Source organism: Devosia sp. Micro-HW1 (genome assembly GCF_056341075.1).
Map to the genome: position 1 here is coordinate 519210 of NZ_CP094375.1, position 24234 is coordinate 543443.

Genomic DNA, 24234 nt, shown 5'->3' on the forward strand with positions numbered 1-24234 from the left:
TCAGGCAATCGAAGTGCGTGCGGCCTTCAGGCCGGCCAGCACCACTTCGGTGGAATCAACGACGCGACCGGCCGAACCGGCCATGCCCAGCACGCTGGCATAGAGCGAGCAAAGCGCTGCAGAGCCAATCAGTGGCACAGGATCGGTGCCGATCAGGTGACGATTGGCGGCAATCTCGGTACCGATCAGCAGGCCCGAAAGGTAGCCCGCGCACCAGTCCGGCGTACGCCCCGACAGCAGGGACGACGCACGGGTGCGGAACAACTGGCCGAGCAGCATTTCGGGATGGTCGAGGCCGGCCCGGGCACCGACCTGGAAGCCGTGTTCGTGCTCGGCTCCATCGAGCGGCCCGTTCAGCGAATGGCGCAGCACCGAATGAGTTTTCAGCAGCTCGAACATTTCGCCGGTCATCGCGGTCGAAAAGCTCGAGATCCGGGTGCCCTCCAGATGCGCCCATTTCGAATGCGTGCCGGGCATGCAGACCACGCCCGAATAGCCCGGAGAAATGGCGGCCAGGCCCAGAAGCTGAGTTTCCTCGCCGCGCATGACATTCTCGCCGCCCTCGCGCTGGCAGACACCGGGCAGGATCGACACACGCAGGCTCGTCCCCGGGACCTCGGGATGCACGGCCCCGCGTCCAAGCGCGGAGAGGTCAGTCGGCGCATCGAGATACGGCGCTTCCAGCCAGCCCTGGCGCGCGCCGGCCATTCCGCAAATCACCACATCCATTAGCCCTGGCTCGGGTGCAAGCTGGCTCACGACCGCCGTCAGTGCCTCCGGGAACTGTTCACGGGTCAGCTTGCCCATGCCCTGATCGGAACCAGCCGATGCCACCACGGCACCGTCGCTGGCTATACCCCATGCGCGCAGGTTGGATGTGCCCCAGTCCACCGCGATCCATGAAATTGTGTCGTTCAAAGTCGTCCTCGCTCCCGGTCGGGCTGATTTGCGCGCGACCCTAAAGCTCAGCATCGCCGCTGGCCAGACCGATTCCACCCGCGCCCTGCAATAGCGCAAAGGCCAGGTCTCCACCCGTCCGGTGGTAAGCTGGATCGGTGCGGAAGACAGATTTCCACCATACTATCAGCGCACCTTTCCGATTTGTATGATTTTTTGGCTGTAACCCATTCACAGCGCCATAGACCGTGATAGAACAGCGCAACCAAGGCCCTCACTTCCGCATACCTGGCGGATCAGCAAGGAACAGGCAAGATGACTGCAAACAATGGCGCCACCGGCGGCCGCAAGCTGCGCTCGCGCGCATGGTTCGACAACCCTGACAATCCGGATATGACCGCGCTCTATCTCGAGCGCTACATGAATTTCGGTGTGTCGCGTGAAGAACTGCAGTCCGGCAAGCCCATCATCGGCATTGCCCAGACCGGCTCTGACCTCAGCCCCTGCAACCGTCATCACATCGTGCTGGCCGAGCGCGTCCGCGAAGGCATTCGCGAAGCGGGCGGCATCGCCATCGAATTTCCGGTCCATCCGATCCAGGAAACCGGCAAGCGCCCCACCGCCGGCCTCGACCGGAACCTTGCCTATCTCGGTCTCGTCGAAGTTCTCTACGGCTATCCGCTCGATGGCGTGGTGCTGACCATCGGTTGCGACAAGACGACCCCGGCCATGCTGATGGGTGCGGCCACCGTCAATATTCCGGCCATCGCCCTCTCGGTCGGCCCCATGCTCAATGGCTGGCACAAGGGTGAGCGCACCGGTTCGGGCACGATCGTCTGGAAGGCCCGCCAGATGCTCGCCGCCGGCGAGATCGACTATCCCAAGTTCATCGAGCTGGTGGCGTCCTCCGCACCCTCGACCGGCTATTGCAACACCATGGGCACGGCCTCGACCATGAACTCGCTGGCCGAAGCCCTCGGCATGCAGCTGCCCGGTTCGGCCGCGATTCCCGCGCCCTATCGCGACCGCCAGGAAATGGCCTGGCGCACCGGCAAGCGCGCCGTGGAAATGGTGCACGAGGACCTCAAGCCCTCTGACATCCTGACCAAGGAAAACTTCCTCAACGCCATCGTGGTCAATTCCGCCATTGGCGGCTCAACCAACGCGCCGATCCACATCAACGCCATTGCCAAGCATATCGGCGTCGATCTCAACATCGATGAGTGGCAGCAGCACGGTCACAAGGTGCCGCTGCTGGTCAACCTGCAGCCGGCTGGCGAATATCTGGGTGAGGACTACTACCATGCCGGTGGTGTCCCCGCCGTGGTCAACGAGCTGATGGCGCAGGGCCTCATTCATGAGAACGCCCCCACGGTCAACGGCAAGACCATTGGCGAGAACTGCCGCACAACCACGATCGAAGACGACAAGGTCATCCGGCATTTCGACAACCCGCTGAAGAAGGAAGCCGGCTTCCTCGTGCTGCGCGGCAATCTTTTCGACAATGCCATCATGAAGACGTCGGTCATCTCGGCCGAGTTCCGTGACCGCTATCTCTCCGATCCCGCCCATCCGGGCATGTTCGAGGGCAAGGCTGTGGTCTTCGACGGCCCCGAGGACTATCACAACCGCATCGATGACCCGGCTCTCGAGATCGACGAGCACACGCTGCTCTTCATGCGCGGCGCTGGCCCGATCGGCTATCCGGGCGCTGCAGAAGTGGTCAACATGCGGCCGCCGGCCTACCTCATCAAGAAGGGCGTCTCTTCACTCGCCTGTATCGGTGACGGCCGCCAGTCGGGCACGTCAGGCTCGCCCTCGATCCTCAATGCCTCGCCTGAGGCGGCGGCCGGTGGCAACCTTGCCATCCTCAAGACCGGTGACCGGGTGCGCATCGACCTTAACAAGGGCGAAGCCGACATCTTGATCTCGGCCGAGGAAATCGCCAACCGCCGCGCGGCGCTGGAAGCGGAAGGGGGCTACAAGTTCCCCAGGCACCAGACCCCGTGGCAGGAAATCCAGCGTGGCCTCGTCGGGCAGCTGGGCGACGGCGCCATCCTCAAGCCCGCCGAAAAGTACCAGCGCATTGCTCAGACCGAAGGCCTGCCGCGCGACAACCACTAGGCATGTCCGCCTAGGCGGGAACACCCGGCCAGACGTCGCCACCGGGCTTGGCCCGGTGGTCAGTGCCTCTACAAGTGGGATTGCCGGGACAAGTCCGGCAATGACGATGCAAACGCAGTGACGGTGTCACTCCCCAAGCCAAAAACCAAAAGGCCCGCCAGTCGGCGGGCCTTTTCCAATTTCCGGGGGGAAAGGGGTCAATACTTGCGCAAAAGCCCAACGAGGCGGCCCTGCACCTTGACCCGGTCTGGCGGGAAGATGCGGGTTTCGTAGGCCGGGTTCGCGGCCTCCAGCGCCACCGTATCGCCCTTGCGGCGGAGACGCTTGAGGGTCGCTTCCTCGTCATCCACCAGGGCAACGATGATCTCGCCGGTCGAGGCGTGTTCCTGCTTCTTGATGAGCACGGTATCGCCATCGAAAATGCCGGCGTCGATCATGGAATCGCCGCGCACTTCAAGGGCATAATGTTCACCGGCGCCGAGCATTTCGGGCGGCACGGCAATAGTATGGGAATGGGACTGGATGGCCTCGATGGGGGTACCAGCCGCGATGCGGCCCATCACCGGGATCGAGACCGGCCGCGCATAGTCCTCGCCACCGGCATTACCGCGGGCAGGGGGGCTCGCGACCTTGCCCAGATTGCCCTCGATGACCGCCGGCTCGAAGCGTGCCTTGCGGCCGCCGAGCGATGGATTCATCGAGTCAGGGAGCTTTACCACTTCCAGCGCCCGGGCACGGTTCGGCAGGCGGCGGATAAAGCCACGTTCCTCGAGCGCCGTGATCAGCCTGTGGATGCCGGATTTCGATGCCAGATCAAGGGCATCCTTCATTTCGTCGAAGCTGGGGGGAATGCCGCTCTCCTTCATCCTTTCATGGATGAACATCAGCAGCTCGTGTTGTTTGCGTGTCAGCATCGGCCCCTCGGTCCAGAATCGGAACATAGACGGAACGACCATACATGTTCCAGTTATGTTCTGCAATGCCCTCTGCCGGATCGGGGCCTGGACGGTTCACATGAACGCGATTGTAGATCAGAATCCGTCGATGCTACTGACTTCAACAAGCGTTCCGGCAGGCTGACCGGGGTCGTGCTCAGGCTGGACAATGAGCAGGTCAGCGGAGGCCAGGGACGAGGTGTGGCCGCTGTCCGTCTGGCTGATCGGTTCGGCCAGAGGGCCCGTCTCGCCATGAACGAGTTTGGCACGCATGAAATGGCGGCGAGCGGTGTTGGGCGGCGTGGGACCCGCAAGCGGCAGACGCAACGCGTCTGGTTCGGCGTGACCCAGGAAGGCACGCAGGGCCGGCTTGATGAAGACGAGTGCCGTGACCATGGCCGAGACGGGATTGCCTGGCAGTCCGAACACGAGAGTCTTGCCGCGCACGCCAAACATCAGTGGCTTGCCCGGGCGCATGTTGATCCGCCAGAAATCCAGCGTCACGCCGAGTTCTGCCAGCACATCCTGAACCAGGTCATGCTCGCCCACCGATGCGCCGCCGGTGGTGATGAGAAAATCCGGCTCGTCGGCGAAGGCGGCGCCGAGTCTGGTGCGCAGCGCATCGACAGTATCAGGGACAATGCCGTGATCGGTCACCGCTTCCGCATAGGGCGCCAGCATGGCGCCGAGCCCGAAACTGTTGGAGGCGACGATCTGGTCCGGCCCCAATGCACTGCCGGGGAGCACGAGTTCGTCACCGGTTGCCACAAGCCCGATCCGAGGACGCCTTGCCACGACGAGCTCCGGCGCGTTGGCCGCAGCCGCCACCGCGATCTGCATCGGCGTGAGGCGGGTGCCAGCCGGCACCAGCACCTGGCCGGTCGCAAAGTCGTTGCCCTTCGGCCTGACGCTGTGGCCAGGCCGGGCAGGGGCGGTGAACCGCACACGGTCGCCTTCGCGCACGGCCTCTTCCTGCATGATGACGGTGTCGGCCCCTGCAGGAACCGGCGCGCCGGTGAAGATCCGGATTGTCTGGCCGTGACCGACCGTTCCTGCAAAGCCGGCCCCGGCCTGCGACGTGCCGACCACATTGAGCCAGGAGCCCTCGGCGACGTCGGCAGCACGCATGGCATAGCCGTCCATGGCGCTGGCGTCGAAAGGTGGCTGGTGGTGCTGCGCCACGAGAGGTTCGGCCAGGACCCGCCCAAGGGCCGCCGCAATGGACACGCGCTCCGCCTCGGGGGCGGAAACTCGTCCCAGGATGGCCCTCAGGGCATCATCGACGGGGAGCAGACTCATGGCGCGCGCAAAAAGTCGCCCGACTTGCCGCCGGACTTTTCGACGAGGCAGAGATCGGAAATGACCATGGCCCGGTCTATGGCCTTGGCCATGTCGTAGAGGGTGAGCGCCGTAACGGAAGCAGCCGTCAGCGCTTCCATTTCCACCCCGGTCTGGCCGGTGGTTTCGGCCGTGGCGAGAATGAGAATTGAGCCGGGACCATCGCCCTCGATTTCAACACTCACCTTGGTGAGCGGAATGGGATGGCAGAGAGGGATCAGCTCACTGGTTTTCTTGGCCGCCATGATCCCGGCGACGCGGGCGACTGCGAGCGCATCGCCCTTCTTGAGGCCCCCACCAAGAATGTTGGCGATTGTCGTCGCCTGGCCGGAAATCCGCGCTTGCGCCACGGCCTTGCGACGCGTAACGGCCTTGTCACCGATGTCGACGATATGGGCCTCGCCCTTCTCGTTGAGATGGGTGAGGCCGCCGGACATCAGCGCACCGCTTCCGGAGCGCCCATAAGCAGCGTGCGGGTGGCGGCGACAACGTCGTCCTGCCGCATCAGGCTCTCGCCGACGAGGAAGGTGCCGACATTGCACCGCTCGTCGAGCATCTTGACCTGCTCGTAGGTGACAATGCCGCTCTCGCTCACCAGCAGCACGCCGTCTGGCACGCCGGCGGCGAGGTTCACCGTGGTTTCGAGCGTCGTCTCGAAGGTGCGCAGGTTGCGGTTGTTGACGCCGATGAACTTGGCATCGAGCGCCAGCGCCCGATCCAGCTCGAGCTGGTCATGCACTTCCACCAGCGCGTCCATGCCCCATTCTTCGGCGGCATCGAGCAGATAGCGGGCGACGTCGTCGCCCACGGCGGCGAGGATGATGAGGATGCAGTCCGCGCCCCAGGAACGGGCTTCCGCCACCTGGTAGGTTTCGAACAGGAAGTCCTTGCGCAGCACCGGCAGTTTCGTCGCGGCGCGGGCTTCAATCAGGTAGCTTGGCGAACCCTGGAAGCTGGGCCGGTCGGTAAGGACGGAGAGGCATGCCGCGCCAGCCGTTTCATAGGCGCGCGCGATCTCGGCCGGATGAAAATCGGGGCGGATCAGGCCTTTTGACGGGCTGGCCTTCTTCACCTCGGCGATGAGGGCAAAATCGCCCCGGGCGCGCTTGTCCTTGATGGCTTTGACAAATCCACGGGGCGGCGGCTGGTCGTGAGCCTCGGCGACGACTTCCGCCCAGGGGCGCATGCTCTTGGCCGCGGCGATTTCTTCGCGCTTGTAGATTTCGATCTGCTTGAGAAAATCGCTCATGATGCATGTCCGTTCGATACGGCGACGAGGCGGGCGAGCGTCGCCTTCGCCTTGCCGGTGTCAATGGTTTCGCGGGCCAGGGCAATGCCGTCCTCGATGGTCGCGACCTTGTCGGCCACCAGCAGCGCCGCCCCGGCGTTCAGCAGCACGGTGTCACGATACGCGCCCGGCGCCCCCTCGAACAGCGCCACGATGGCGGCCGCATTGTCGGCGGGCTCACCACCCAGCAGGTCCTTGGGATCAGTCAGCTTGAGGCCGACGCGTTCGGGATGGATTTCAAAGCTGCGCAGGTCGCCATTGGCGATCTGGGCGACGAAATTGGGGCCCGAGGTGGAAAGCTCGTCGAGTCCCTCGCTCGAATGCACCACCCAGGCCTTGATGGCGCGGTTGGCCAGCAGCGCTGCCGCGACAGGCTCAACCCATTGCTGGGAATAGACGCCCAGCAGGTATCGCCGCACGCCGGCCGGGTTGGACTGGGGTCCAAGCAGGTTGAACAGCGTCCGCACGCCCATTTCGGCGCGGGCAGGGCCCACATGCCGCATGGCCGGATGATGATGGGGCGCAAACATGAAGCCGATATTGGCCTCGGCAATGGTCTTGCCGATCTGCTCCGGCGTCAGGTCGAGCTTTACGCCCAGAGCCTCCAGCGCCTGCGACGAGCCAGACCGCGAGGACAGCGCCTTGTTGCCGTGCTTGGCCACCGGCACACCAGCCGCCGCCACAACCAGCGCCGTGGCGGTGGAAATGTTGAGGCTGCCGACGCCATCGCCGCCGGTGCCCACAATGTCGATGGCATTTTCGGGCGCGGACACGGGCACCATCTGCTCGCGCAGGATGGACACGGCCGCAGCGATTTCGCCGACGGTCTCGCCCTTGATGCGCATCCCCATCAGGAAAGCGCCGATCTGCGCCTGCGTGGCTTCGCCGGCCATGATGACGCGCATCACGCCGCGCATTTCCTCGCCCGTAAGATCCTTGCCGTCGGCAATCTTGTTGAGGGCTGACTTGATGTCCATCACGCAGCCTTCCTGCCGTTGAAGTCACGGGCAATGTTGAGGAAATTCTGCAGCAGGGCGTGACCGTTTTCCGAAGCGATGCTTTCGGGGTGGAACTGCACGCCATGAATCGGCAGCGTCTTGTGCTGCATGCCCATGATCAGCCCATCGTCGGTCGTCGCCGTCACTTCCAGCACGTCGGGCAGGGTGTCGGCCTTGACGATCAGCGAATGATAGCGCGTGGCCTCGAACCCGGCATTGAGGCCGCGGAAAATGCCCTTGCCGGTATGGTTGATTTTGCTGGTCTTGCCATGGAACAGGCTCGGCGCCCGTACCACGTCGCCACCCAGCGCCTGGCCCATGGCCTGGTGGCCAAGGCACACCCCCAGCATCGGCGTCGTGTTCTTGAAGCGGTCGATCACCGCCAGGCAGATGCCTGCCTCATTGGGCGTGCAGGGGCCGGGTGACAGCACGATTGCCTCCGGCGCCATGGCGGCGATCTCTTCAAGGGTAATCTTGTCGTTACGCCTGACGGTGATGTCGGCGCCCAATTCGCCCAGGAAATGGACGAGATTGTAGGTAAAGCTGTCATAGTTATCGATGACGAGGGTCTTGGTCATTCTTTTGTCCTCAGTGGGCTGTTTCTAACCACCGGGTCATTCCCGCGGAAGCGGGAACCCCAGTTTCAGAACCAACCCCGCCATCGCCCGATCATTGGGCTCTCGATCATCGTCACCACCGGGCCTGTCCCGGTGGTCCATGCGATGTTGCCACGCAGGGTGGATTGCCCGGACGAGCCGGGCAATGACGAAGGAAAGGACAAGCCATCGCTAAAACGCGCCGCACTCACTGCCCCACCCCTGCTTCTCCAGCATACCGTAGCGCTTCCTCGGCTGCGCTGAAAAGGGCGCGGGCCTTGTTCTCGCATTCGAGCTGTTCAAGTTCGGGCTTTGAATCAGCGACGATACCGGCGCCCGACTGCACGTAGAGCTTGCCATCCTTGACGATGCCGGTGCGCAGCACGATGCAGGTGTCCATCGTTCCGTCGGCGCCAAAATAGCCCACGCAGCCGCCATAGATACCGCGCCGCGATTTTTCGAGTTCGTCGATGATTTCCATGGCCCGCACTTTCGGCGCGCCCGAAACCGTGCCCGCCGGGAAACCGGCCGACAGGGCATCGACGAAATCATATTGCGGATCGAGCACACCGACCACATTGGAAACGATGTGCATGACGTGGGAATAGTATTCGAGGAAGAACTTGTCGGTCACTTTGACCGTGCCGGTCTTGGCCACGCGGCCCACGTCGTTGCGCCCCAGGTCAAGCAGCATCAGGTGCTCGCTCAGCTCCTTGGGATCGCTCAGCAATTCTTCGGCCAGCTCCTTGTCCCGATCAGGGGTGGAGCCGCGCTTGCGGGTACCGGCAATGGGCCGGATGGTGACATTGCCGTCCTGCACCCGCACCAGGATTTCCGGGCTCGAACCGGCCACTGCAAAGCTGCCGAAATCGAAGAAATACATATAGGGGCTGGGATTGGTCCGCCGCAGCGCCCGGTAGAGCGCCGTCGGGGGCAGGGTGAAATCGGCCGAGAAGCGCTGGCTCAGCACCACCTGGAAAATATCCCCGGCGGTGATGTAGTCCTTGGCCCTGGCGACCATGCCGAAATATTCTTCCTTCGAGGTGTTGCTGGTCACCGCGATGGAACCGAGGTCGGGCAGGGCAGTCGTCGGCGGCATCGCCCGCGAAAGGCGCGCAATGGCGTCGTCGATCCGGCTTTCCGCCGCCGCCAGAGCCTGTGAGGCACTCACACCCTCGCGCACATAGACCGGTGCGGTGAGGTAAAGCTCATCCTTGACCGTATCGAACACCGCAAGCAGCGAAGGCCGCGTCAGGACGGCTTCCGGGGTCTGCAAGTCGTCAGGATTGCCGTTGGGCAACACTTCCATGTAGCGGACCATCTCGTAGCCGAGATAGCCGTAGATGCCCGCGGATTGTGGCGGCAGGCCCGGCGGCATCTCGATCTGGCTTTCGGCCACCAGCTTGCGCAGGGCGTCGAGCGGTTTGTCGTCGAGCGGCGAGAAGGCGTCCGGCGCAGTCTGGGCAGAGCGGTTGATGCTCGCCTTGCCGTCTTCGACCTTGAGGATCAGGTCGGGCAGGAGGCCGATCATCGAATAGCGGCCGCGGGTCGTCCCGTCCTGCACGCTTTCGAGCAGGAAGGTGTGGGTGCGGCCCGCCGCCAGCTTGAGATAGGTACCAACCGGAGTTTCCAGGTCCGCCACGATGCGACGCCAGACAAGCCCAGACTTTCCGGCATCGTATTGCGCGGTAAGGGTCTTGGTGTAGTCGCCCATTTTGGTCTGGTTCCGTTGGTTGGTTACGCCGTTACTGGCCGTAATTGTTCACGAGCAGCTGGTTGAGTGCCTGCTGGTTGATCCTCAGGCCCGCATCTTCGCGGACGGCAGCGACGAATTCGCTCTGGAGGCCGGAAGCATATTCGGCATTGATGCTGTCGAGGGTTGCCTGTTCGAGCGGCGTGCCTTCGGTCACGTCGATGACCTGGAAAACCACGACTTCGCCTGCTTCGCTGACAGCCGAGCCGGCATGATCGGGCCCACCCGCAAACGCTGCTGCGGCCACGGTGGGGTCGATAAGCCCATCGTCGGAGCCGAAGCGGGTGAAGGGTGAACTCAACTGCGGGAAGGCGCTGAGCTCGAAGCCGACATCGGCCAGCGTTTCACCGTTCTCGAGGCGGGTCACGATCTCCTCGCTCTTGGCAAGCAGCGCATTGTTGGTCCGCTCTTCGATGATGGCGGCTTCCACCTCGGCGCGCACCTCATCCAGGGTCTGGTCGCGGGCAGGAGCCACTTCGTTCAGGTCAAACCACACATGGGCATTGCCCGACAGCGGCACAGCCGGGATCAGGCGGTCCGGGTTGGCGGCGAAAATGGCCTGGGCAACCCGCGAATAGTCTTCAGCGCTGAGGTTCGGCATGGCGGACAGCTCTGAGCCGCCGGCCGTGACATCAAGCTGGTAAACCGGCAGGCCGTAACGGTCGGCAATCTGCTCGATCGGCTGGAAGGCGGCGCGCAGTTCCTCGATCTGGTCGAGCACGTCATTGATTTCAGCGCGAGCCTGCGCCTGCGCCAGGCGGTCGGAAATCTGCTCGCGGGCTTCTTCGAGTGTCGGCTCGCCGGCCGGCTCGATGGCAGCCACATGCACGGCGCGCTGGCCGCCAATACCTTCAAGGATCGCAAAACCGTTTTCGGGCAGGCCGAAAGCAGTCGAGGCGAGGGCGCTGTCGGTGATTTCCGACTGCGCCAGTGTGCCCATGCCCGATGGCGTCAGGCCGGCTTCGGTGGCCAGGGTTGCGAAGTCGGTGCCGGCAGCCAGGCCGGCTTCAAACTGGGCCACCAGTTCCGGCGTTGCCAGCGTCACCTGTTCCAGGGTGCGGCGCTCGGGCGTCGTCAGGTTGGCCTTGGTGGCCTCGTATTCTGCCGCGATCTCCTCGTCGGTCACGGTCTTGGTCGCCGCCAGCGACGCCAGGGACAGATCCAGCAGGCTGACCTCGCGGGTCTCCACAGTGCGGAACTCGGCCTGGTGTTCGGCCAGGTAGGCGGCCAGTTCCTCTTCGGTCGGCGCGGCCGGCGTCTCGATGCTGGTCTCGCTCAGCGCTATATAGTCGATGGTGCGGGTGGCCCGGGCGTAGTCGTTGATCAGGCCCACCGCGACGTCGGGCATGTCCGAACCGGCAAACAGGGTCGAAAGCAGCTGCCCCCGGCGTGCCTCGTCGCCGCGCGCCTCAAAATATTCGGCCTCGGTCCAGCCGGAGGCCTGCAACACCTGGCTGAAGCGCGTCGCGTCGAAATTGCCCAGCGTGCCACCGAAAGACGGATCCGAGCGCGTCAGCTCGCCAAGCTTGGCGTCGGACACGCCGAGGCCGAAGTCATTGGCCAGCGTGTCGAGCGCCGCGCCTTCCGACAGGTTGAGCAGGACAGCGGTGGGCAGGCCCATGGCTTCGGCCTGGCTGGCAGTGGGAACCGACCCCATCTGTTGCGCAATGGCGCTGGCCCGGCTCGAATAGGCACGCAGGAACTCGCGGGAGTTGATTTCCTCGTTGCCGACACGGGCGACAGTGTTGCTGCCCAGGTCAACGATCACATTGTTGATGCCGAACCCCGCGACACCCACGAGCAGGAACGCTCCCATGATCTTTCCCGGCCAGGATTTTGCAAAACTACGCAAACCATCGAGCATCTGAAGCGTTCCGTTTCGGGTCCAACCCTTTACCGCGAAGGTACGGGCAGACTAGTAAGACAAAATTCGACGTTCGGGGTTAGGGCAAAGCCCTCTTCGGCGCAAGAGGCAGGAGTAGCTAGATTGACGACCATCTCACCGCTGATCGCAGGAAACTGGAAGATGAACGGGCTTACTCACTCGCTGGATGAGCTGAGTGAGCTGGCGCGATTGCTGACCACCGGCGAAGCGCCGCGCGCCCTTGTCGTAGTGTGTCCCCCGGCAACTCTGCTGGCAGCGGTGGCGGCACAGGGCGCCTCAAGCGGCATCATCGCCGGCGGTCAGGACTGCCATTCCGAGGCGTCCGGCGCACATACCGGTGACATCTCGGCCGGCATGCTCGCCGATGCCGGGGCGCAATATGTCATCGTCGGCCACTCCGAGCGTCGCACCGATCACGGCGAGACCAGCGAAACCGTTCGTGCCAAGGCCGAGGCGGCAATCGGCTCGGGCCTCAAGCCCATCATCTGCGTGGGTGAAACCGAGGCCCAGCGCGATGCCGGCGATGCGGAATCAGTTGTGTCCGAGCAACTGGCCGTCTCGATCCCCGATGCAGCCGAACTGCATGAGGTCATCGTGGCCTATGAGCCTGTCTGGGCCATCGGCACGGGGCGCACACCGACCCTCGACGAAGTGGGTCAGATGCACGATGCAATCCGCGCGCGCCTCGTGGATCGTTTCGGCCTCGCCAAGGGCGAAAGCATCCGTATCCTCTATGGCGGCTCGCTCAAGCCGCAGAATGCGCGCGAGATTCTGTCCGTTGAAAACGTCAATGGCGGACTTGTCGGCGGCGCAAGCCTCTTGGCAAAGGACTTCTATACGATTATCTCCGCCGTCTAGAACCGGACGGAGATCCTCCCCTGTGGCGAAAAACGCCACAGGCGGCTGGCATTTGCCATTCGAGGGGTGTATGACCCCGCATCCTTTCCAAACCGGGCGAGGCCATTTGGCGTGCCCGGACTGACGCGAAGACAAGAGATTCATGGCCAACGTACTGCTCGTCGCCTATCTGCTGATCGTGCTGGCGCTGATTGTCGTCATCCTGCTTCAGCGCTCCGAAGGGGGTGCTCTGGGTATTGGCGGCGGTGGTGGCGGTGGCCTGATGACGGCCCGCGGTTCGGCCAACCTGCTGACCCGGACCACGGCGATCCTGGCGACCCTGTTCTTCGCCCTGGCCATCGGCCTGACCATTCTCAACGAATTTGACCGCGGCACGCAGAGCATTCTCGATAGCGCAACGTCTGTCGAAGACGGCGCTGCGCCGACCACGGTTCTGGACGCCCTGAACGCGCTGGGCGGCAACGAAACGTCGGATCTCCCACTGCCGGTCCCGCCGGCCAACGAGACCGCACCGGCCACCACCGAAGGTACCGAGCTTCCGGTTCCTGAGGCACCGGCAGCTGAGGCGCCGGCTGCTGAATCACCTGCCGCCGAAGCTCCTGCCGCCAGCTCCGACACCGGAGCGACGCCGGCGGCGCCGACCGAACAAACGCCCGCAGTGCCTGCGGGCAACTGATCCGCCGAAAGGCGAATACGAAAAAGGGGATGGCAACATCCCCTTCTTCTTTTTGTGTAGAGCCGGTTTCCAGCTCTGCGAATCGACAACGATATGCTTATGGTGATCGCCCATGGCTCGGTACGTATTCATCACCGGAGGCGTGGTTTCCTCCCTTGGCAAAGGTCTGGCATCCGCTGCTCTTGGCGCCGTGCTGCAAGCGCGCGGCTACAAGGTCCGCCTGCGCAAGCTCGACCCCTATCTCAACGTGGATCCCGGCACGATGTCGCCGACCCAGCATGGCGAGGTCTTCGTCACCGATGACGGTGCCGAGACCGACCTCGACCTCGGGCACTACGAGCGCTTCACCGGCCGCGCTGCCAACAAGCGCGACAACATCACCTCGGGACGCATCTATTCCGACCTCCTGGCAAAAGAGCGCAAGGGCGAGTTCCTCGGCGCCACGGTGCAGGTGATCCCGCACGTCACCGACTCGATCAAGAATTTCGTTCTCGACGGCAACGAGGACTACGACTTCGTGCTCGTGGAAATCGGCGGCACCGTCGGCGATATCGAGGGCCTGCCGTTCTTCGAGGCTATCCGCCAGCTCGGCAATGAACTGCCACGCAACCACGTCGCCTATCTCCACCTTACCTTGATGCCGTACATTCCCTCGGCCGGCGAATTGAAGACCAAGCCGACCCAGCATTCGGTCAAGGAACTGCGCTCCATCGGCATCGCGCCCGATGTACTGCTGGTGCGCTGCGACCGTCCGATCCCGGAAGGCGAAAAGAAGAAGCTATCCCTGTTCTGTAACGTCCGCGAAAGCGCCGTCATCCAGGGCCTCGACGTCGGTTCGATCTACGACGTGCCCATGGCCTATCACAATGAAGGCCTCGACCGCGAAATCCTCGCCGCGCTCGGCATCACCGATGCGCCAGAGCCCGACATGTCGGCCTGGAACGAGGTGACGACCCGCTACCACAACCCCGAAGGCGAAGTGAACATCGCCATTGTGGGCAAGTATACCGGCCTCAAGGACGCCTATAAGTCGCTGTCCGAGGCGCTCACCCATGGCGGCATTGCCAACAAGGTGAAGGTCAACCTGCAGTGGATCGATAGCGAAGTCTTCGAGCGCGACGATCCCGCGCCCTATCTCGAGCATGTCCATGGCATCCTCGTGCCCGGTGGTTTCGGTGAGCGCGGCTCTGCCGGCAAGATCGAGGCAGCGCGCTTTGCCCGCACCAAGGACGTTCCCTATTTCGGCATCTGCTTCGGCATGCAGATGGCCTGCGTCGAAGCTGCGCGGAACACCGCCGGCATCAAGGCGGCCTCGTCCACCGAATTCGGTCCGACCAAGGAGCCGATCGTCGGCATGATGACCGAATGGGTCAAGGGCAACGAGAAGGAAAGTCGCGGCAAGGACGGCGATCTGGGCGGCACGCTGCGCCTCGGCTCCTATCCGGCGCAGCTCACCCGCGGTTCGCGCGTCGCCGACATCTATGGCACCACCCGCATCAACGAGCGCCATCGTCACCGCTATGAGGTGAACATGGATTATCGCAAGCGCCTGGAAGCCAACGGCCTCTTGTTCTCGGGCGTCTCGCCCGATGGCACGCTGCCCGAAATCGTCGAGCGCACCGACCATCCGTGGTTCATCGGCGTGCAGTTCCACCCGGAACTGAAGTCCAAGCCCTTCGAGCCGCATCCGCTCTTCACCAGCTTCATCGCCGCCGCGATGGACCAGAGCCGGCTGGTTTAAGCCAGGCCCAGTGATGCGCCGCCCTCGACTTTACGGTCGAAGCAGAGCACCCTCAGCTATCGTCACCACCGGGCTTGTCCCGGTGGTCCATCCCGCCGCCGTCTGGATTGCCGGGACAAGCCCGGCAATGACGAAGACCGTGGAGCCGAGCTTGGGCAAGTAGCCATGGCCGAAATCCTCTCCCTCTCGAAAGCCCGCAAGGCCAAGGCCCGAACCGAAAAGGATGCCGCGGCCGAGGCCAATCGCCTCAAATTCGGGCGCAGCAAAGCTGAAAAGCAGAAGTCCGCCGCCGAAAAGGCCAAGGCCGACAAGCATATCGACGGACACAAGCGCGACGAATAGGCGCTCGCGCCTGACTTTTCGCAGGCGGTGGATATTTCGGGCCGGTCGTGCGTTTGAATTGGCGTCACGATTTTCGTTGTCCCGGAGCGTCACTTGACGGGCCTCAAACTTACTCCAAGCGGCAACTGCATGGCCGTTGCCAAGGCCGAGAACTTCTCTGTCATCATTGATGCGGAGGACTATTTTCGTCATGCCCGCTCGGCCATGCTGAAGGCAAAGCGCCGCATCACGCTTGTCGGCTGGGATTTCGACAGCCGCATCGATCTACACGATACCCAAGACGACCCGGCGCCGTCAGAGCTTGGGCGCTTCTTCCTGTGGCTCGTCGACCAGAACCCGGACCTCGAAATTTTCCTGCTGCAGTGGCACTTCGGCCTGATCAATGTTGCCAAGCGGGGCACCACGCTGCTGCGTCTCATGCAGTGGGCGCGCCATCCCCGCATACATCTCAAGTTCGACGGCGCTCATCCGCCCGCCGCCTCCCATCATCAGAAAATCATGCTCGTCGATGATGCGCTCGCCTTTGTTGGCGGCATCGACATGACCGGTGATCGCTGGGACACGCGCGAGCACAGACACAAGGATCGCCGCCGCCGCCGCCCTTTCACCAGGCGACGCTACAAGCCCTGGCACGACGTCACCACGGCCTCGAGCGGCCCGATCGTCGACAACATCAGCGAACTGGTGGGTGAACGCTGGGCCATCGCAGGCGGTACACCCGAAATGACCCCGCTGGCCAGCAATGACAGCCTCTGGCCAGACGCGTTGCCGGTCCAGTTCGACAATGTCGACCTCGGTGTGGCCCGAAGCGCGCCGGCCTTTGATGACCGGCCTGCCGTGCTGGAAATCGAGCGGCTCTGGCTCGACCAGATCGCTTCTGCCCGGCGCTATCTCTATATCGAGAGCCAGTATTTCGCCTCACGCGCCATTGTCAGCGCGCTTGCCAAGCGCCTGGGCGAGGCGAAGGGGCCGGAGATCGTCGTGGTCAATCCCGAGGGCGCCCAGGGCTGGCTCGAACCCATTGCCATGGATACAGCCCGCGCACGCCTCTATGCCTGGCTCAAGCGCGCCGACAAGCGCGACCGCTTCCGCCTGTTCCACCCCTATGGCACCGGCGGGGAGGCGATCTACGTGCACGCCAAGGCCATGGTGGTCGATGACACCAGCCTCAAGATCGGCTCGTCGAACATCAACAACCGCTCCATGCGCCTCGATACCGAATGCGACGTCGTCCTCTCGGCTGGTCCCAACCAGCGCAAGCTGCGACAGCGCATCGCCCATGTCCGCGACGACCTGCTCGCCGAGCATCTGGGCACCACGCCCGAAGCCGTCGCGAAAACGCTCGACGAAACCGGCTCGCTGATCGCCACCATCGACCGCCTCAGAGGCACAGGACGCACGCTCAAGCCCTATCAGCCGCCCGAACTCAATGAGCTCGAAAAGTGGCTGGCGGAGAACGAAGTGCTGGATCCTGAAGGCCCGGATGAAATGTTTGAATCCGTTACGCGCCGCGGCCTCGCCCGTGGCTTCATTGGGCGTTTTGCCCGCCGCTGACATCTGGGGAGGGGGCGTTTTCTTGTGCCCCGGGCTCAACCTCGGTATCGCCTCCCACAGCCTCGATGATGTCGCCGAGCAGCGCATGCAGCGCGTCGCGATGCCCGTTCCCCGCCGAGGGTGAATTCTCGTCCGACGTCATCACCACTGTCAGGTCGAGCGCTGGCACGATGTAAAGCATCTGCCCGCCATAGCCCCAGGCATAGCGGACATCCTCACCCGCGACTTTGCGGAGGAACCAGCCATAGCCATAGCCGTCGCCGGTAAATCGCGAACTGGTGCGACGGGTCCAGCTTTCATCGATCCAGTCCTGGCTGATGAGGCGCGTGCCATCGGGCGCCAATCCGCCCGTGCGGAACACTTCACCAAAGGCGAGAAGACTGCGCGGCGTCATCGCCATCTGGTTGCCGCCCAGATAGATGCCCTGTGGATCGCGTTCCCAATCGGCAATGTCGAAATCGTCCACCGGCGCGAACCATTCCTCCGCCAGATCGAGTGTGGAGTCCCCCCCAGCCTCGGTCAGGATGGCCGACAGCAGGTGTGTCGATCCGGTGGAATAGAGCATCCGCCCGCCTGGATCGGTGTCGAAATCCTGTCCCAGCGCCGAGCGGACCCAGTTGCCACTGGCGACCCAGCGCCCATAATTCGGGCCCGAGGTCGGCGCCAGGCCCGCCTGCATGGAGAGCAGGTGGCCAATATTGATGTCATCCAGTCGCGGATCAGAGTCCTCGGGAAACGAGTCACCCAGAAAGTCGCTGATCTTCTGGTCCACCCCCTCGATCAGCCCGCGCTCTATCGCCATGCCTACCAGCGCCGATACGACGGTCTTCGAGGCTGATTTGATGTTGGTCGGGTTGTCGACCTCGTTGCCATGGTAGCCTTGCTCGGCCAGCATTTCGCCGTTCCGCGAGACCAGCACGGTTTCCAGCGGCTCAAGCGCCTCGGCCGCATCAAGGATGTCCGCCAGATCGGTTTCCTGCGCCAGAACGGGGGCGGGCAGCAGGAGAAACGGGATGGAGAGAAGCGCACGTGTTTTCATCGTTCCGCGCTAAGCTTCGATTACGTCAGATCCTTGTCTTCGTTGACTTATTGCCCCCACGATTGCGTGAACGGCACGTGGTTGCGAAGTCAGGCGGTTTCTTCCATGAAACGCGCCCGATAGTCGCGTGGACTGATCCCGAGCCGCTGCCTGAACTGGTGGCGCAGCGCATGCGCCGAGCCGTAACCGACTGATGACGCAATCTCGTCCATGGACGCATTGCCCTGTGTCAGGAGGCGCTTGGCTTCTTCCAGTCGCTCCACCGCCAGCCAGTCGCCCGGCGCCTGTCCGGTTGCCTCGGCAAAGCGCCGCAAAAAGGTCCGCTGGCTCATGCGCACGGCCTTTGCCATGGCGGCAATAGTCCAGTCCGCCCCCACATTGCGCCTCATGTCTTCGAGCAGGGGCGCGATCTCCGTCGCCTTTCGTGCCGCGACCGGACGCTCCAGAAACTGCACCTGACCACCGGAACGATGGGCCGGCATTACCAGGCGCCTTGCCACCGAATTGGCGGCAGCAGGGCCAAAGTCCTGCCGCACCATCTCGATCATCAGGTCGATGCCGGCGGCGCTGCCGGCGGATGTGAAGATGCGATCATGCTGGCGATAGAGCGAGGTATCGTCCACCGTCACCGCTGGAAAGCGCTCGCGCAGTTTTTCCGCATAGCGCCAGTGGGTAGTGGCCGTGCCGCCATCGAGCAGGCCCGTGGCAGCCAGCACGAAGGCGCCCGAACAGATGGAGGCCAGTCGCGCGCCGCGTGCATGGGCAGCGCGCAGCCGCTCCAGCAGCACCTCGGGCACCGGACTATCTGCGCCCCGCCAGCCGGGCACGATTACTATGTCGGCCCCGTCAAGGATTTCGGCGCCGTGATCGGCCACCACCGAGAACCCGCCATGGGCCCGCATCGGCCCCTCGTCCACGGCGCTACTGGCAAAGCGATACCAGCCTGTTCCCATTTCCGGGCGCGACAGGCCGAAGATTTCGGCGGTGATGCCGAATTCAAAAGTGCAGAGCCCATCATAGAGCAGGGCGACGACGAGAGGTCCGGTGTTTGGCATGATCTTTACGTATATTGTCATTTGCGCCAATTGCAAGAAGGGGCTCACTTGCGGGAAATGAGCGGGCAAGGAGACCCGACATGCCCACCAACGTCACCGCCACCCCCGCCGCACCCAGTGTTCTCGCCCGCGAACATTTCGCCGCCGAATTCGCCTTCGAAACCGATTGCTGGGACGTTCATGACGCTCTGGCAGAGGGGCCGGACTTCGTCCTGCTCGACGTGCGCAGCCCGGCCATGTTCGCTGCCGGTCACGTGCCGGGGGCGATCAACCTGCCGCACGGCAAGATCATCCGCTCCAAGGTGGAGCACTATCCTGCCGATACGCTCTTTGTGACCTATTGCGCCGGCCCGCATTGTAACGGCGCCGCCCGCGGAGCCCTGCGGCTGGCCGAGCTTGGCCGCCCGGTCAAGATCATGGCGGGCGGCATTACCGGCTGGGTGGATGAGGGGTTTGAACTGGAAGAGGGGGGCGATCGTTAGGCTGTCGTTTTGCCGATCACCCCACCCTCAATCCCTCCCCATCAAGGGGAGGGAGGCGCAGGCGACGGCACCAGTGTTCATCATCTCCCTCCCCCTTGTGGGGAGGGTACCGCAGCTTGGCCGAAGGCCTAGCGCAGGTAGGGTGGGGGTGTCAAACTTACCGAAGCTCTACCAATCCACCTGACACACCACCCCGCTTTGCCCGAACTGCATGGACTCCGGCGTATACTGGAAAATCTCGATCTTCACCCCGCTCGGGTCGGCCAGCCAGCACTGCCAGGTGTGATCCACGCCCAGCTTCTTATCGGTGACGGCAATGCCCTTGCCCCTGGCATGAGCCATGAACCCGTCGATATCGTCGGTCTCGAAGCAGATGTGGTTGATCTGGTTAGTCTCTTCGAACCGGCTTTCGCCCTTGCGGAAGACTTCCACAAAGGTCCGGTTGCCGAAATCGAGATAGAAGCCAATCCGCTCCTCGCCGCGTTTGAAGTCGAATTTCGGCGCCACCCCCAGGACATCCCGGTAAAAGGCTTCGACCGCATCAAGGTCGCGGGCGAAAATGCAGGTATGGGCCACCTGCTTCACAAGGGGTGTCGTCACGTTTCTCTCCTCCGGAATTGGCAGGGGCGAACGCCCCGCCTGTGCATGCTAGGCCAAGTCGATGCCATCAGCCAGATGCTGCGCACCCCCCATTCCAGACAAGTTTAACTCCGGCTTAGATTTTCCCGGCGAGTGTGCCTCTACAGCAGATCGGCCGGATTCGATGCGCGCAGACTTGTTACCTCGGGACTATTTTCTGGTTTTATTTGCACTGGTCGCCATCCTGGCATCGGTTGTGGTCCTGCAGTTTCCGTTTCCGCTCAATCATGACGCGGCCTGGCATTTCTACTCGGCGACCCGCGTGCTGGCCGGCGACCGGATCGGCGTCGAGATCGCCGACGTCAATCCACCCATGGCCATGTGGCTGTTTTGCGTGCCGGGCCTTGCCGTCGCTCAGGTCGGCGTGCCGCCCGCCGCCGCGTTTCGCGTCTTCACCATCCTCGTGGCTCTGTCGGCAGCCACGGTCAGCATCAAACCCATGCAGGCCATGCTGGGCGAGAGGGCAGTGCCCATCCTCCTGTGCATACTCGCCGCATTCCTGCTGATGCCGGCCTACGATTTTGGCCAGCGGGAGCATCTGGCGGCCCTGCTTGTGCTGCCCTATGCCTGCCTCGCCGGGTTGCGAAGCCAGAAGGGTACGCTGAAGGCGCCCTTGCTCGTGCTGATCGGCGTCCTTGCGGGTATCGGCATCTGCTTCAAGCCCTATTTCCTTGCCGTACCGGCAGCGGTCGAACTTTGGATCATGGTCCGGCGGCGGGATTGGCGCGCGCCATTCAGCGCAGACGTCTTCGCCATGGTCGGGGTTGGTATTGCCTACCTCGCGGCGGTCGCACTCTTCGCGCCGGATTACCTGAACCGGGTCGTGCCGGATGCCCTCCAGACCTATTCGGGATTCGAGCGCTCACTTCTGGCGGTATTTGTCCAGACCGGCACGGTTCTGATGATCCCGTTGATGGGCTTCCTGCTTGTCCTGCTGGTCAATTTCCGGCTGCACAGCGTGGCCGGAGCATTCCTGGCGGTGGCGACGGGATTCCTGCTGGCTGCAGTCCTGCAGCAAAAGGGATGGACCTATCAGGTCATGCCGACAGCGCTCTATCTCGTTGCGGCCGCGATCGTCCAGGCCTTGCTGGCTGCCCGCCTTCGACTGGTGGCGCTCCTGGCCGTCGTCTGTGTCTGCATCCCCCCGATCGTTCTCAACCTGAAGGACCAGTTGGCGCCGGACGGGACGAGCGTGCGGGTTGCCCAACTGGAGCAGGTTCTGGCCGAACCAGGCGTCAAAACCGTCTACGCCTTCATGACCTCTCCGCGCGACATGCATCCGGCCGTGCTGGCCTCTGGAAAGCAGTGGGCGGACATGTATGGGGTGATGATGTTCCTGCCGGCTCACGTCGCCGGTCTCGATGCGGGCCCGGAAGACGCCGACGCCGCCAGGGCGGTGGCCATCGCCGATACCTATCTCGAGGGCCTGCTCTTCCGCTTCGAGGCCACCCCGCCCGACATCCTCGCCTTTGACGCCAACCCCTTCAAGCTAGGGCTGCCGACGGATCGCGAATTCGACTATCTGGAATTTCTGGCGGCTTATCCCGGTTTCCGGCAACTGATCGGGCGCTATGATGAAATCGGGCCTGTGGGCCGCTTTCGGCTGTTCCGCCACCGCGCCGGGCGCTGAACTCGTGCCACAGTGCGGTTTTTTCGCCTCACCCCTCTTTTCACTGTCACACGGCGCGTCTAGACAGACTGCCGACAGCCAGCGCTTCGGCATGCAGGTCACGCCGAAGCGGCACTATTAGCCAGCACCGGGAAGGGCACGCATGTCTTCTATCATCCACGTCAATGGCCGCCAGATTTATGACAGCCGCGGCAACCCCACCGTTGAGGTCGATGTGGTGCTGGACGATGGCAGCTTCGGCCGCGCCGCCGTACCTTCGGGCGCATCGACCGGTGCGCACGAAGCCGTCGAACTGCGCGATGGCGGCAAGCTCTACAACGGCAAGGGCGTGACCCAGGCCGTCGAGAACGTCAACAATGCCATCGCCGACGAACTGCTGGGCATGGATGCGCTGGACCAGCTCGCCATTGACCAGGCCATGATCGAGCTCGACGGCACGCCCAACAAGGGCAAGCTCGGCGCCAATGCCATCCTCGGCGTCTCGCTGGCCGTGGCCAAGGCCGCTGCTGAATCGAGCGAACTGCCGTTCTACCGCTATATCGGCGGGCCCAATGCCCACGTCCTGCCTGTGCCGATGATGAACATCATCAATGGCGGCGAGCATGCCGACAACCCGATCGACATGCAGGAATTCATGATCCTGCCGGCCGGCGCCAAGTCGATCGCCGATGCCATCCGCATCGGTTCGGAAATCTTCCATACCCTCAAGAAGGGTCTCAGCGCCGAAGGCCACAATACCAATGTGGGCGATGAAGGCGGCTTTGCCCCGAACCTGGGTTCGGCCGACGAAGCCCTCGGCTTCATCATGCGCTCGATCGAAAAGGCCGGCTACAAGCCGGGCGAGGACGTCTTCCTCGGCCTCGACTGCGCCTCGACCGAATACTACAAGAACGGCAAGTACGAGATGGTCGGCGAGGGCAAGTCGCTCTCCTCCGACGAGAACGTGCGCTTCCTTGAAGACCTGACCAACCGCTATCCGATCATCACCATCGAGGACGGCATGGCCGAGGACGACTGGGATGGCTGGAAGGCGCTGACCGATGCCATCGGCAAGAAGGTGCAGCTCGTCGGCGACGATCTCTTCGTCACCAACACCAAGCGCCTCGTCTCGGGCATCAAGATGGGCGTCGCCAACTCGATCCTCGTCAAGGTCAACCAGATCGGCTCGCTCTCCGAAACCCTCGACGCCGTCGATACGGCGCACCGCGCCGGCTACACCTCGGTCATGTCGCACCGCTCGGGCGAAACCGAGGACTCGACCATTGCCGACCTGGCGGTTGCCCTCAACTGCGGTCAGATCAAGACCGGTTCGCTCAGCCGCTCCGACCGCATGGCCAAGTATAACCAGCTGATCCGCATCGAAGAACAGCTTGGCGGCTCGGCCAGGTATGCCGGCTATTCGGTGGTCAAGGGCCGCTGATCGCCTCGCGCCCCGCTATCCAGAAGCCCGGTGGCAATGCCGGGCTTTTTCTTTTTTAGCCGCAAGCCGAAATTTGCTCCCTGCAAGTATCCTGAAGCACCTCGAAAAAGTTGGAAGTAAAAATACTCCAAATATTTCAAGTGCGTAAGTGTTCAGACCTTTTCTATTTGGATGCTGAAGGCTTGGGCATAGAATCGCCGGGCGAGAATCAACTCGCTTGGGGAGTTTTGGGCATGATAAAGCGTCTATCGGCCGAAGCTTTTGGTACATTCTGGCTTGTTTTCGGGGGCTGCGGTTCCGCCGTTCTGGCTGCGGGCATTCCCGACCTTGGCATTGGCTATGCCGGTGTCGCCCTGGCCTTCGGCCTCACCGTCCTGACCATGGCCTTTGCGGTCGGGCACATTTCCGGCGGCCATTTCAATCCCGCCGTTTCGCTCGGCCTCGCCGTTGCAGGCCGCTTCGAGTACAAGGACCTGCTGCCCTACTGGCTCGCGCAGCTCATTGGCGGCGTCCTGGGCGCCGCTGTTCTGTTCGTCATCGCTTCGGGCAAAGCCGGCTTCGTCCCCGGCGGCTTCGCCTCCAACGGATACGACGCCCTCTCGCCTCAGGGCTACGGCCTCCTCTCGGTGCTGATCATCGAATTCCTGCTGACCGCATTCTTCCTGCTGATCATTCTCGGCTCGACCTCGCCCAAGGCGCCTGCGGGCTTTGCCCCCATTGCCATTGGCCTGGGCCTCACGCTCATTCACCTGATTTCGATCCCGGTCAGCAATACATCGGTCAATCCGGCCCGCTCCCTCGCAGCCGCGATCTTTGCCGACAATGGTGCATTGGGGCAGGTCTGGCTGTTTAGCGTGGCGCCGCTGGCTGGGGCGGCCCTGGGCGCGATCATCTGGAAGACCATGCTCGACCGGGCCTGACCGAAAACAATTACGCCCCCGACCAGGCCTGGCCGGGGGCGTAAGCGTGAAGGCGCAACCGGCT

Annotated in this window: 22 protein-coding genes; 10 read left to right on the top strand and 12 right to left on the bottom strand. The window is 63.2% G+C overall.

Going from position 1 to position 24234, the window contains the following annotated elements; genetic code table 11:
- Positions 1–918: a 2-dehydro-3-deoxygalactonokinase gene (locus tag MQW79_RS02385; protein ID WP_476586601.1), complete on the bottom strand. Its 918-nt coding sequence runs from the start codon at positions 916–918 to the stop codon at positions 1–3.
- A gap of 294 nt (positions 919–1212) precedes the next feature.
- On the opposite strand from MQW79_RS02385, the gene MQW79_RS02390 reads away from it, so the two are divergent.
- Entirely contained in the window at positions 1213–3021 is a 1809-nt protein-coding gene (locus MQW79_RS02390; RefSeq protein ID WP_476586602.1) for an IlvD/Edd family dehydratase, read from the top strand.
- Between the two features lie 197 nt (positions 3022–3218).
- Here MQW79_RS02390 and lexA read toward each other — a convergent pair whose 3' ends face one another.
- The 8 genes from lexA to MQW79_RS02430 form a co-directional block, all read right to left on the bottom strand.
- Positions 3219–3935, bottom strand: coding sequence for a transcriptional repressor LexA (gene lexA / locus MQW79_RS02395; protein ID WP_476586604.1), 717 nt, complete (start codon positions 3933–3935; stop codon positions 3219–3221).
- Between the two features lie 117 nt (positions 3936–4052).
- Positions 4053–5255, bottom strand: a complete 1203-nt coding sequence (locus MQW79_RS02400; RefSeq protein WP_476586605.1) for a molybdopterin molybdotransferase MoeA — start codon at positions 5253–5255, stop codon at positions 4053–4055.
- Positions 5252–5731, bottom strand: coding sequence for a cyclic pyranopterin monophosphate synthase MoaC (gene moaC / locus MQW79_RS02405; protein WP_476586606.1), 480 nt, complete (start codon positions 5729–5731; stop codon positions 5252–5254). Before moaC ends, MQW79_RS02400 begins: the two co-directional genes overlap by 4 nt.
- A complete protein-coding gene (trpC, locus tag MQW79_RS02410; RefSeq protein ID WP_476586607.1) occupies positions 5731–6543 on the bottom strand; it encodes an indole-3-glycerol phosphate synthase TrpC in 813 nt (270 codons plus the stop codon). Before trpC ends, moaC begins: the two co-directional genes overlap by 1 nt.
- Positions 6540–7562, bottom strand: coding sequence for an anthranilate phosphoribosyltransferase (gene trpD / locus MQW79_RS02415; RefSeq protein ID WP_476586608.1), 1023 nt, complete (start codon positions 7560–7562; stop codon positions 6540–6542). Before trpD ends, trpC begins: the two co-directional genes overlap by 4 nt.
- Positions 7559–8158: an anthranilate synthase component II gene (locus MQW79_RS02420; RefSeq protein WP_476586609.1), complete on the bottom strand. Its 600-nt coding sequence runs from the start codon at positions 8156–8158 to the stop codon at positions 7559–7561. Before MQW79_RS02420 ends, trpD begins: the two co-directional genes overlap by 4 nt.
- A 226-nt stretch (positions 8159–8384) precedes the next feature.
- The gene (gene trpE, locus MQW79_RS02425) at positions 8385–9890 is read right to left on the bottom strand and encodes an anthranilate synthase component I (RefSeq protein WP_476586610.1); all 1506 of its coding nucleotides are present in this window, start codon (positions 9888–9890) and stop codon (positions 8385–8387) included.
- A gap of 31 nt (positions 9891–9921) precedes the next feature.
- A complete protein-coding gene (locus MQW79_RS02430) occupies positions 9922–11793 on the bottom strand; it encodes a peptidyl-prolyl cis-trans isomerase (protein ID WP_476586611.1) in 1872 nt (623 codons plus the stop codon).
- A gap of 123 nt (positions 11794–11916) precedes the next feature.
- On the opposite strand from MQW79_RS02430, the gene tpiA reads away from it, so the two are divergent.
- The 5 genes from tpiA (at position 11917) to MQW79_RS02455 (ending at position 16985) form a co-directional block, all read left to right on the top strand.
- Complete coding sequence (gene tpiA / locus MQW79_RS02435) at positions 11917–12672, top strand: triose-phosphate isomerase (RefSeq protein ID WP_476586613.1); 756 nt, start codon at positions 11917–11919, stop codon at positions 12670–12672.
- A 142-nt stretch (positions 12673–12814) separates the two neighbouring features.
- Complete coding sequence (gene secG / locus MQW79_RS02440) at positions 12815–13348, top strand: preprotein translocase subunit SecG (RefSeq protein ID WP_476586615.1); 534 nt, start codon at positions 12815–12817, stop codon at positions 13346–13348.
- Positions 13349–13460: 112 nt separating this feature from the next.
- Positions 13461–15089 (top strand): CTP synthase, encoded by a 1629-nt coding sequence (locus MQW79_RS02445; protein ID WP_476586616.1) that lies wholly within the window; start codon positions 13461–13463, stop codon positions 15087–15089.
- A gap of 165 nt (positions 15090–15254) precedes the next feature.
- On the top strand, positions 15255–15431 hold the full coding sequence (locus tag MQW79_RS02450; RefSeq protein ID WP_476586617.1) for a DUF4169 family protein: 177 nt from the start codon (positions 15255–15257) through the stop codon (positions 15429–15431).
- A 129-nt stretch (positions 15432–15560) separates the two neighbouring features.
- Positions 15561–16985, top strand: coding sequence for a phospholipase D-like domain-containing protein (locus MQW79_RS02455; protein ID WP_476586618.1), 1425 nt, complete (start codon positions 15561–15563; stop codon positions 16983–16985).
- Here the strand turns inward: MQW79_RS02455 and MQW79_RS02460 are convergent.
- Positions 16960–18024: a serine hydrolase domain-containing protein gene (locus tag MQW79_RS02460; protein ID WP_476586619.1), complete on the bottom strand. Its 1065-nt coding sequence runs from the start codon at positions 18022–18024 to the stop codon at positions 16960–16962. The genes MQW79_RS02455 and MQW79_RS02460 overlap by 26 nt on opposite strands.
- Before the next feature lie 89 nt (positions 18025–18113).
- Complete coding sequence (ftrA, locus tag MQW79_RS02465) at positions 18114–19100, bottom strand: transcriptional regulator FtrA (protein ID WP_476586621.1); 987 nt, start codon at positions 19098–19100, stop codon at positions 18114–18116.
- 59 nt (positions 19101–19159) lie between these two features.
- Between ftrA and MQW79_RS02470 the strand changes: the two genes are divergently transcribed.
- Positions 19160–19561 carry a rhodanese-like domain-containing protein gene (locus MQW79_RS02470; RefSeq protein WP_476586623.1) on the top strand — a complete coding sequence of 134 codons (402 nt, stop codon included), beginning with the start codon at positions 19160–19162 and terminating at the stop codon, positions 19559–19561.
- A 168-nt stretch (positions 19562–19729) separates the two neighbouring features.
- Here MQW79_RS02470 and MQW79_RS02475 read toward each other — a convergent pair whose 3' ends face one another.
- A complete protein-coding gene (locus MQW79_RS02475; RefSeq protein ID WP_476586624.1) occupies positions 19730–20161 on the bottom strand; it encodes a VOC family protein in 432 nt (143 codons plus the stop codon).
- Positions 20162–20324: 163 nt separating this feature from the next.
- Between MQW79_RS02475 and MQW79_RS02480 the strand changes: the two genes are divergently transcribed.
- The 3 genes from MQW79_RS02480 (at position 20325) to aqpZ (ending at position 24170) form a co-directional block, all read left to right on the top strand.
- The gene (locus MQW79_RS02480; protein WP_476586626.1) at positions 20325–21830 is read left to right on the top strand and encodes a hypothetical protein; all 1506 of its coding nucleotides are present in this window, start codon (positions 20325–20327) and stop codon (positions 21828–21830) included.
- Positions 21831–21972: 142 nt separating this feature from the next.
- Complete coding sequence (eno, locus tag MQW79_RS02485) at positions 21973–23250, top strand: phosphopyruvate hydratase (protein WP_476586628.1); 1278 nt, start codon at positions 21973–21975, stop codon at positions 23248–23250.
- A gap of 233 nt (positions 23251–23483) precedes the next feature.
- Positions 23484–24170, top strand: coding sequence for an aquaporin Z (gene aqpZ, locus MQW79_RS02490; RefSeq protein ID WP_476586629.1), 687 nt, complete (start codon positions 23484–23486; stop codon positions 24168–24170).
- Positions 24171–24234: the final 64 nt, after the last annotated feature.

Bases quoted from the DNA above. Each gene is read 5' to 3' on its own strand.
- trpE (WP_476586610.1), bottom strand. From the start codon at position 9,890: ATGGGCGACTACACCAAGACCCTTACCGCGCAATACGATGCCGGAAAG.
- MQW79_RS02450 (WP_476586617.1), top strand. From the start codon at position 15,255: ATGGCCGAAATCCTCTCCCTCTCGAAAGCCCGCAAGGCCAAGGCCCGA.
- MQW79_RS02390 (WP_476586602.1), top strand. From the start codon at position 1,213: ATGACTGCAAACAATGGCGCCACCGGCGGCCGCAAGCTGCGCTCGCGC.
- lexA (WP_476586604.1), bottom strand. From the start codon at position 3,935: ATGCTGACACGCAAACAACACGAGCTGCTGATGTTCATCCATGAAAGG.
- trpC (WP_476586607.1), bottom strand. From the start codon at position 6,543: ATGAGCGATTTTCTCAAGCAGATCGAAATCTACAAGCGCGAAGAAATC.
- MQW79_RS02480 (WP_476586626.1), top strand. From the start codon at position 20,325: ATGCGCGCAGACTTGTTACCTCGGGACTATTTTCTGGTTTTATTTGCA.
- MQW79_RS02400 (WP_476586605.1), bottom strand. From the start codon at position 5,255: ATGAGTCTGCTCCCCGTCGATGATGCCCTGAGGGCCATCCTGGGACGA.
- eno (WP_476586628.1), top strand. From the start codon at position 21,973: ATGTCTTCTATCATCCACGTCAATGGCCGCCAGATTTATGACAGCCGC.
- MQW79_RS02430 (WP_476586611.1), bottom strand. From the start codon at position 11,793: ATGCTCGATGGTTTGCGTAGTTTTGCAAAATCCTGGCCGGGAAAGATC.
- MQW79_RS02420 (WP_476586609.1), bottom strand. From the start codon at position 8,158: ATGACCAAGACCCTCGTCATCGATAACTATGACAGCTTTACCTACAAT.
- MQW79_RS02445 (WP_476586616.1), top strand. From the start codon at position 13,461: ATGGCTCGGTACGTATTCATCACCGGAGGCGTGGTTTCCTCCCTTGGC.
- ftrA (WP_476586621.1), bottom strand. From the start codon at position 19,100: ATGACAATATACGTAAAGATCATGCCAAACACCGGACCTCTCGTCGTC.
- MQW79_RS02455 (WP_476586618.1), top strand. From the start codon at position 15,561: ATGGCCGTTGCCAAGGCCGAGAACTTCTCTGTCATCATTGATGCGGAG.
- secG (WP_476586615.1), top strand. From the start codon at position 12,815: ATGGCCAACGTACTGCTCGTCGCCTATCTGCTGATCGTGCTGGCGCTG.
- MQW79_RS02470 (WP_476586623.1), top strand. From the start codon at position 19,160: ATGCCCACCAACGTCACCGCCACCCCCGCCGCACCCAGTGTTCTCGCC.
- moaC (WP_476586606.1), bottom strand. From the start codon at position 5,731: ATGTCCGGCGGCCTCACCCATCTCAACGAGAAGGGCGAGGCCCATATC.
- aqpZ (WP_476586629.1), top strand. From the start codon at position 23,484: ATGATAAAGCGTCTATCGGCCGAAGCTTTTGGTACATTCTGGCTTGTT.
- MQW79_RS02460 (WP_476586619.1), bottom strand. From the start codon at position 18,024: ATGAAAACACGTGCGCTTCTCTCCATCCCGTTTCTCCTGCTGCCCGCC.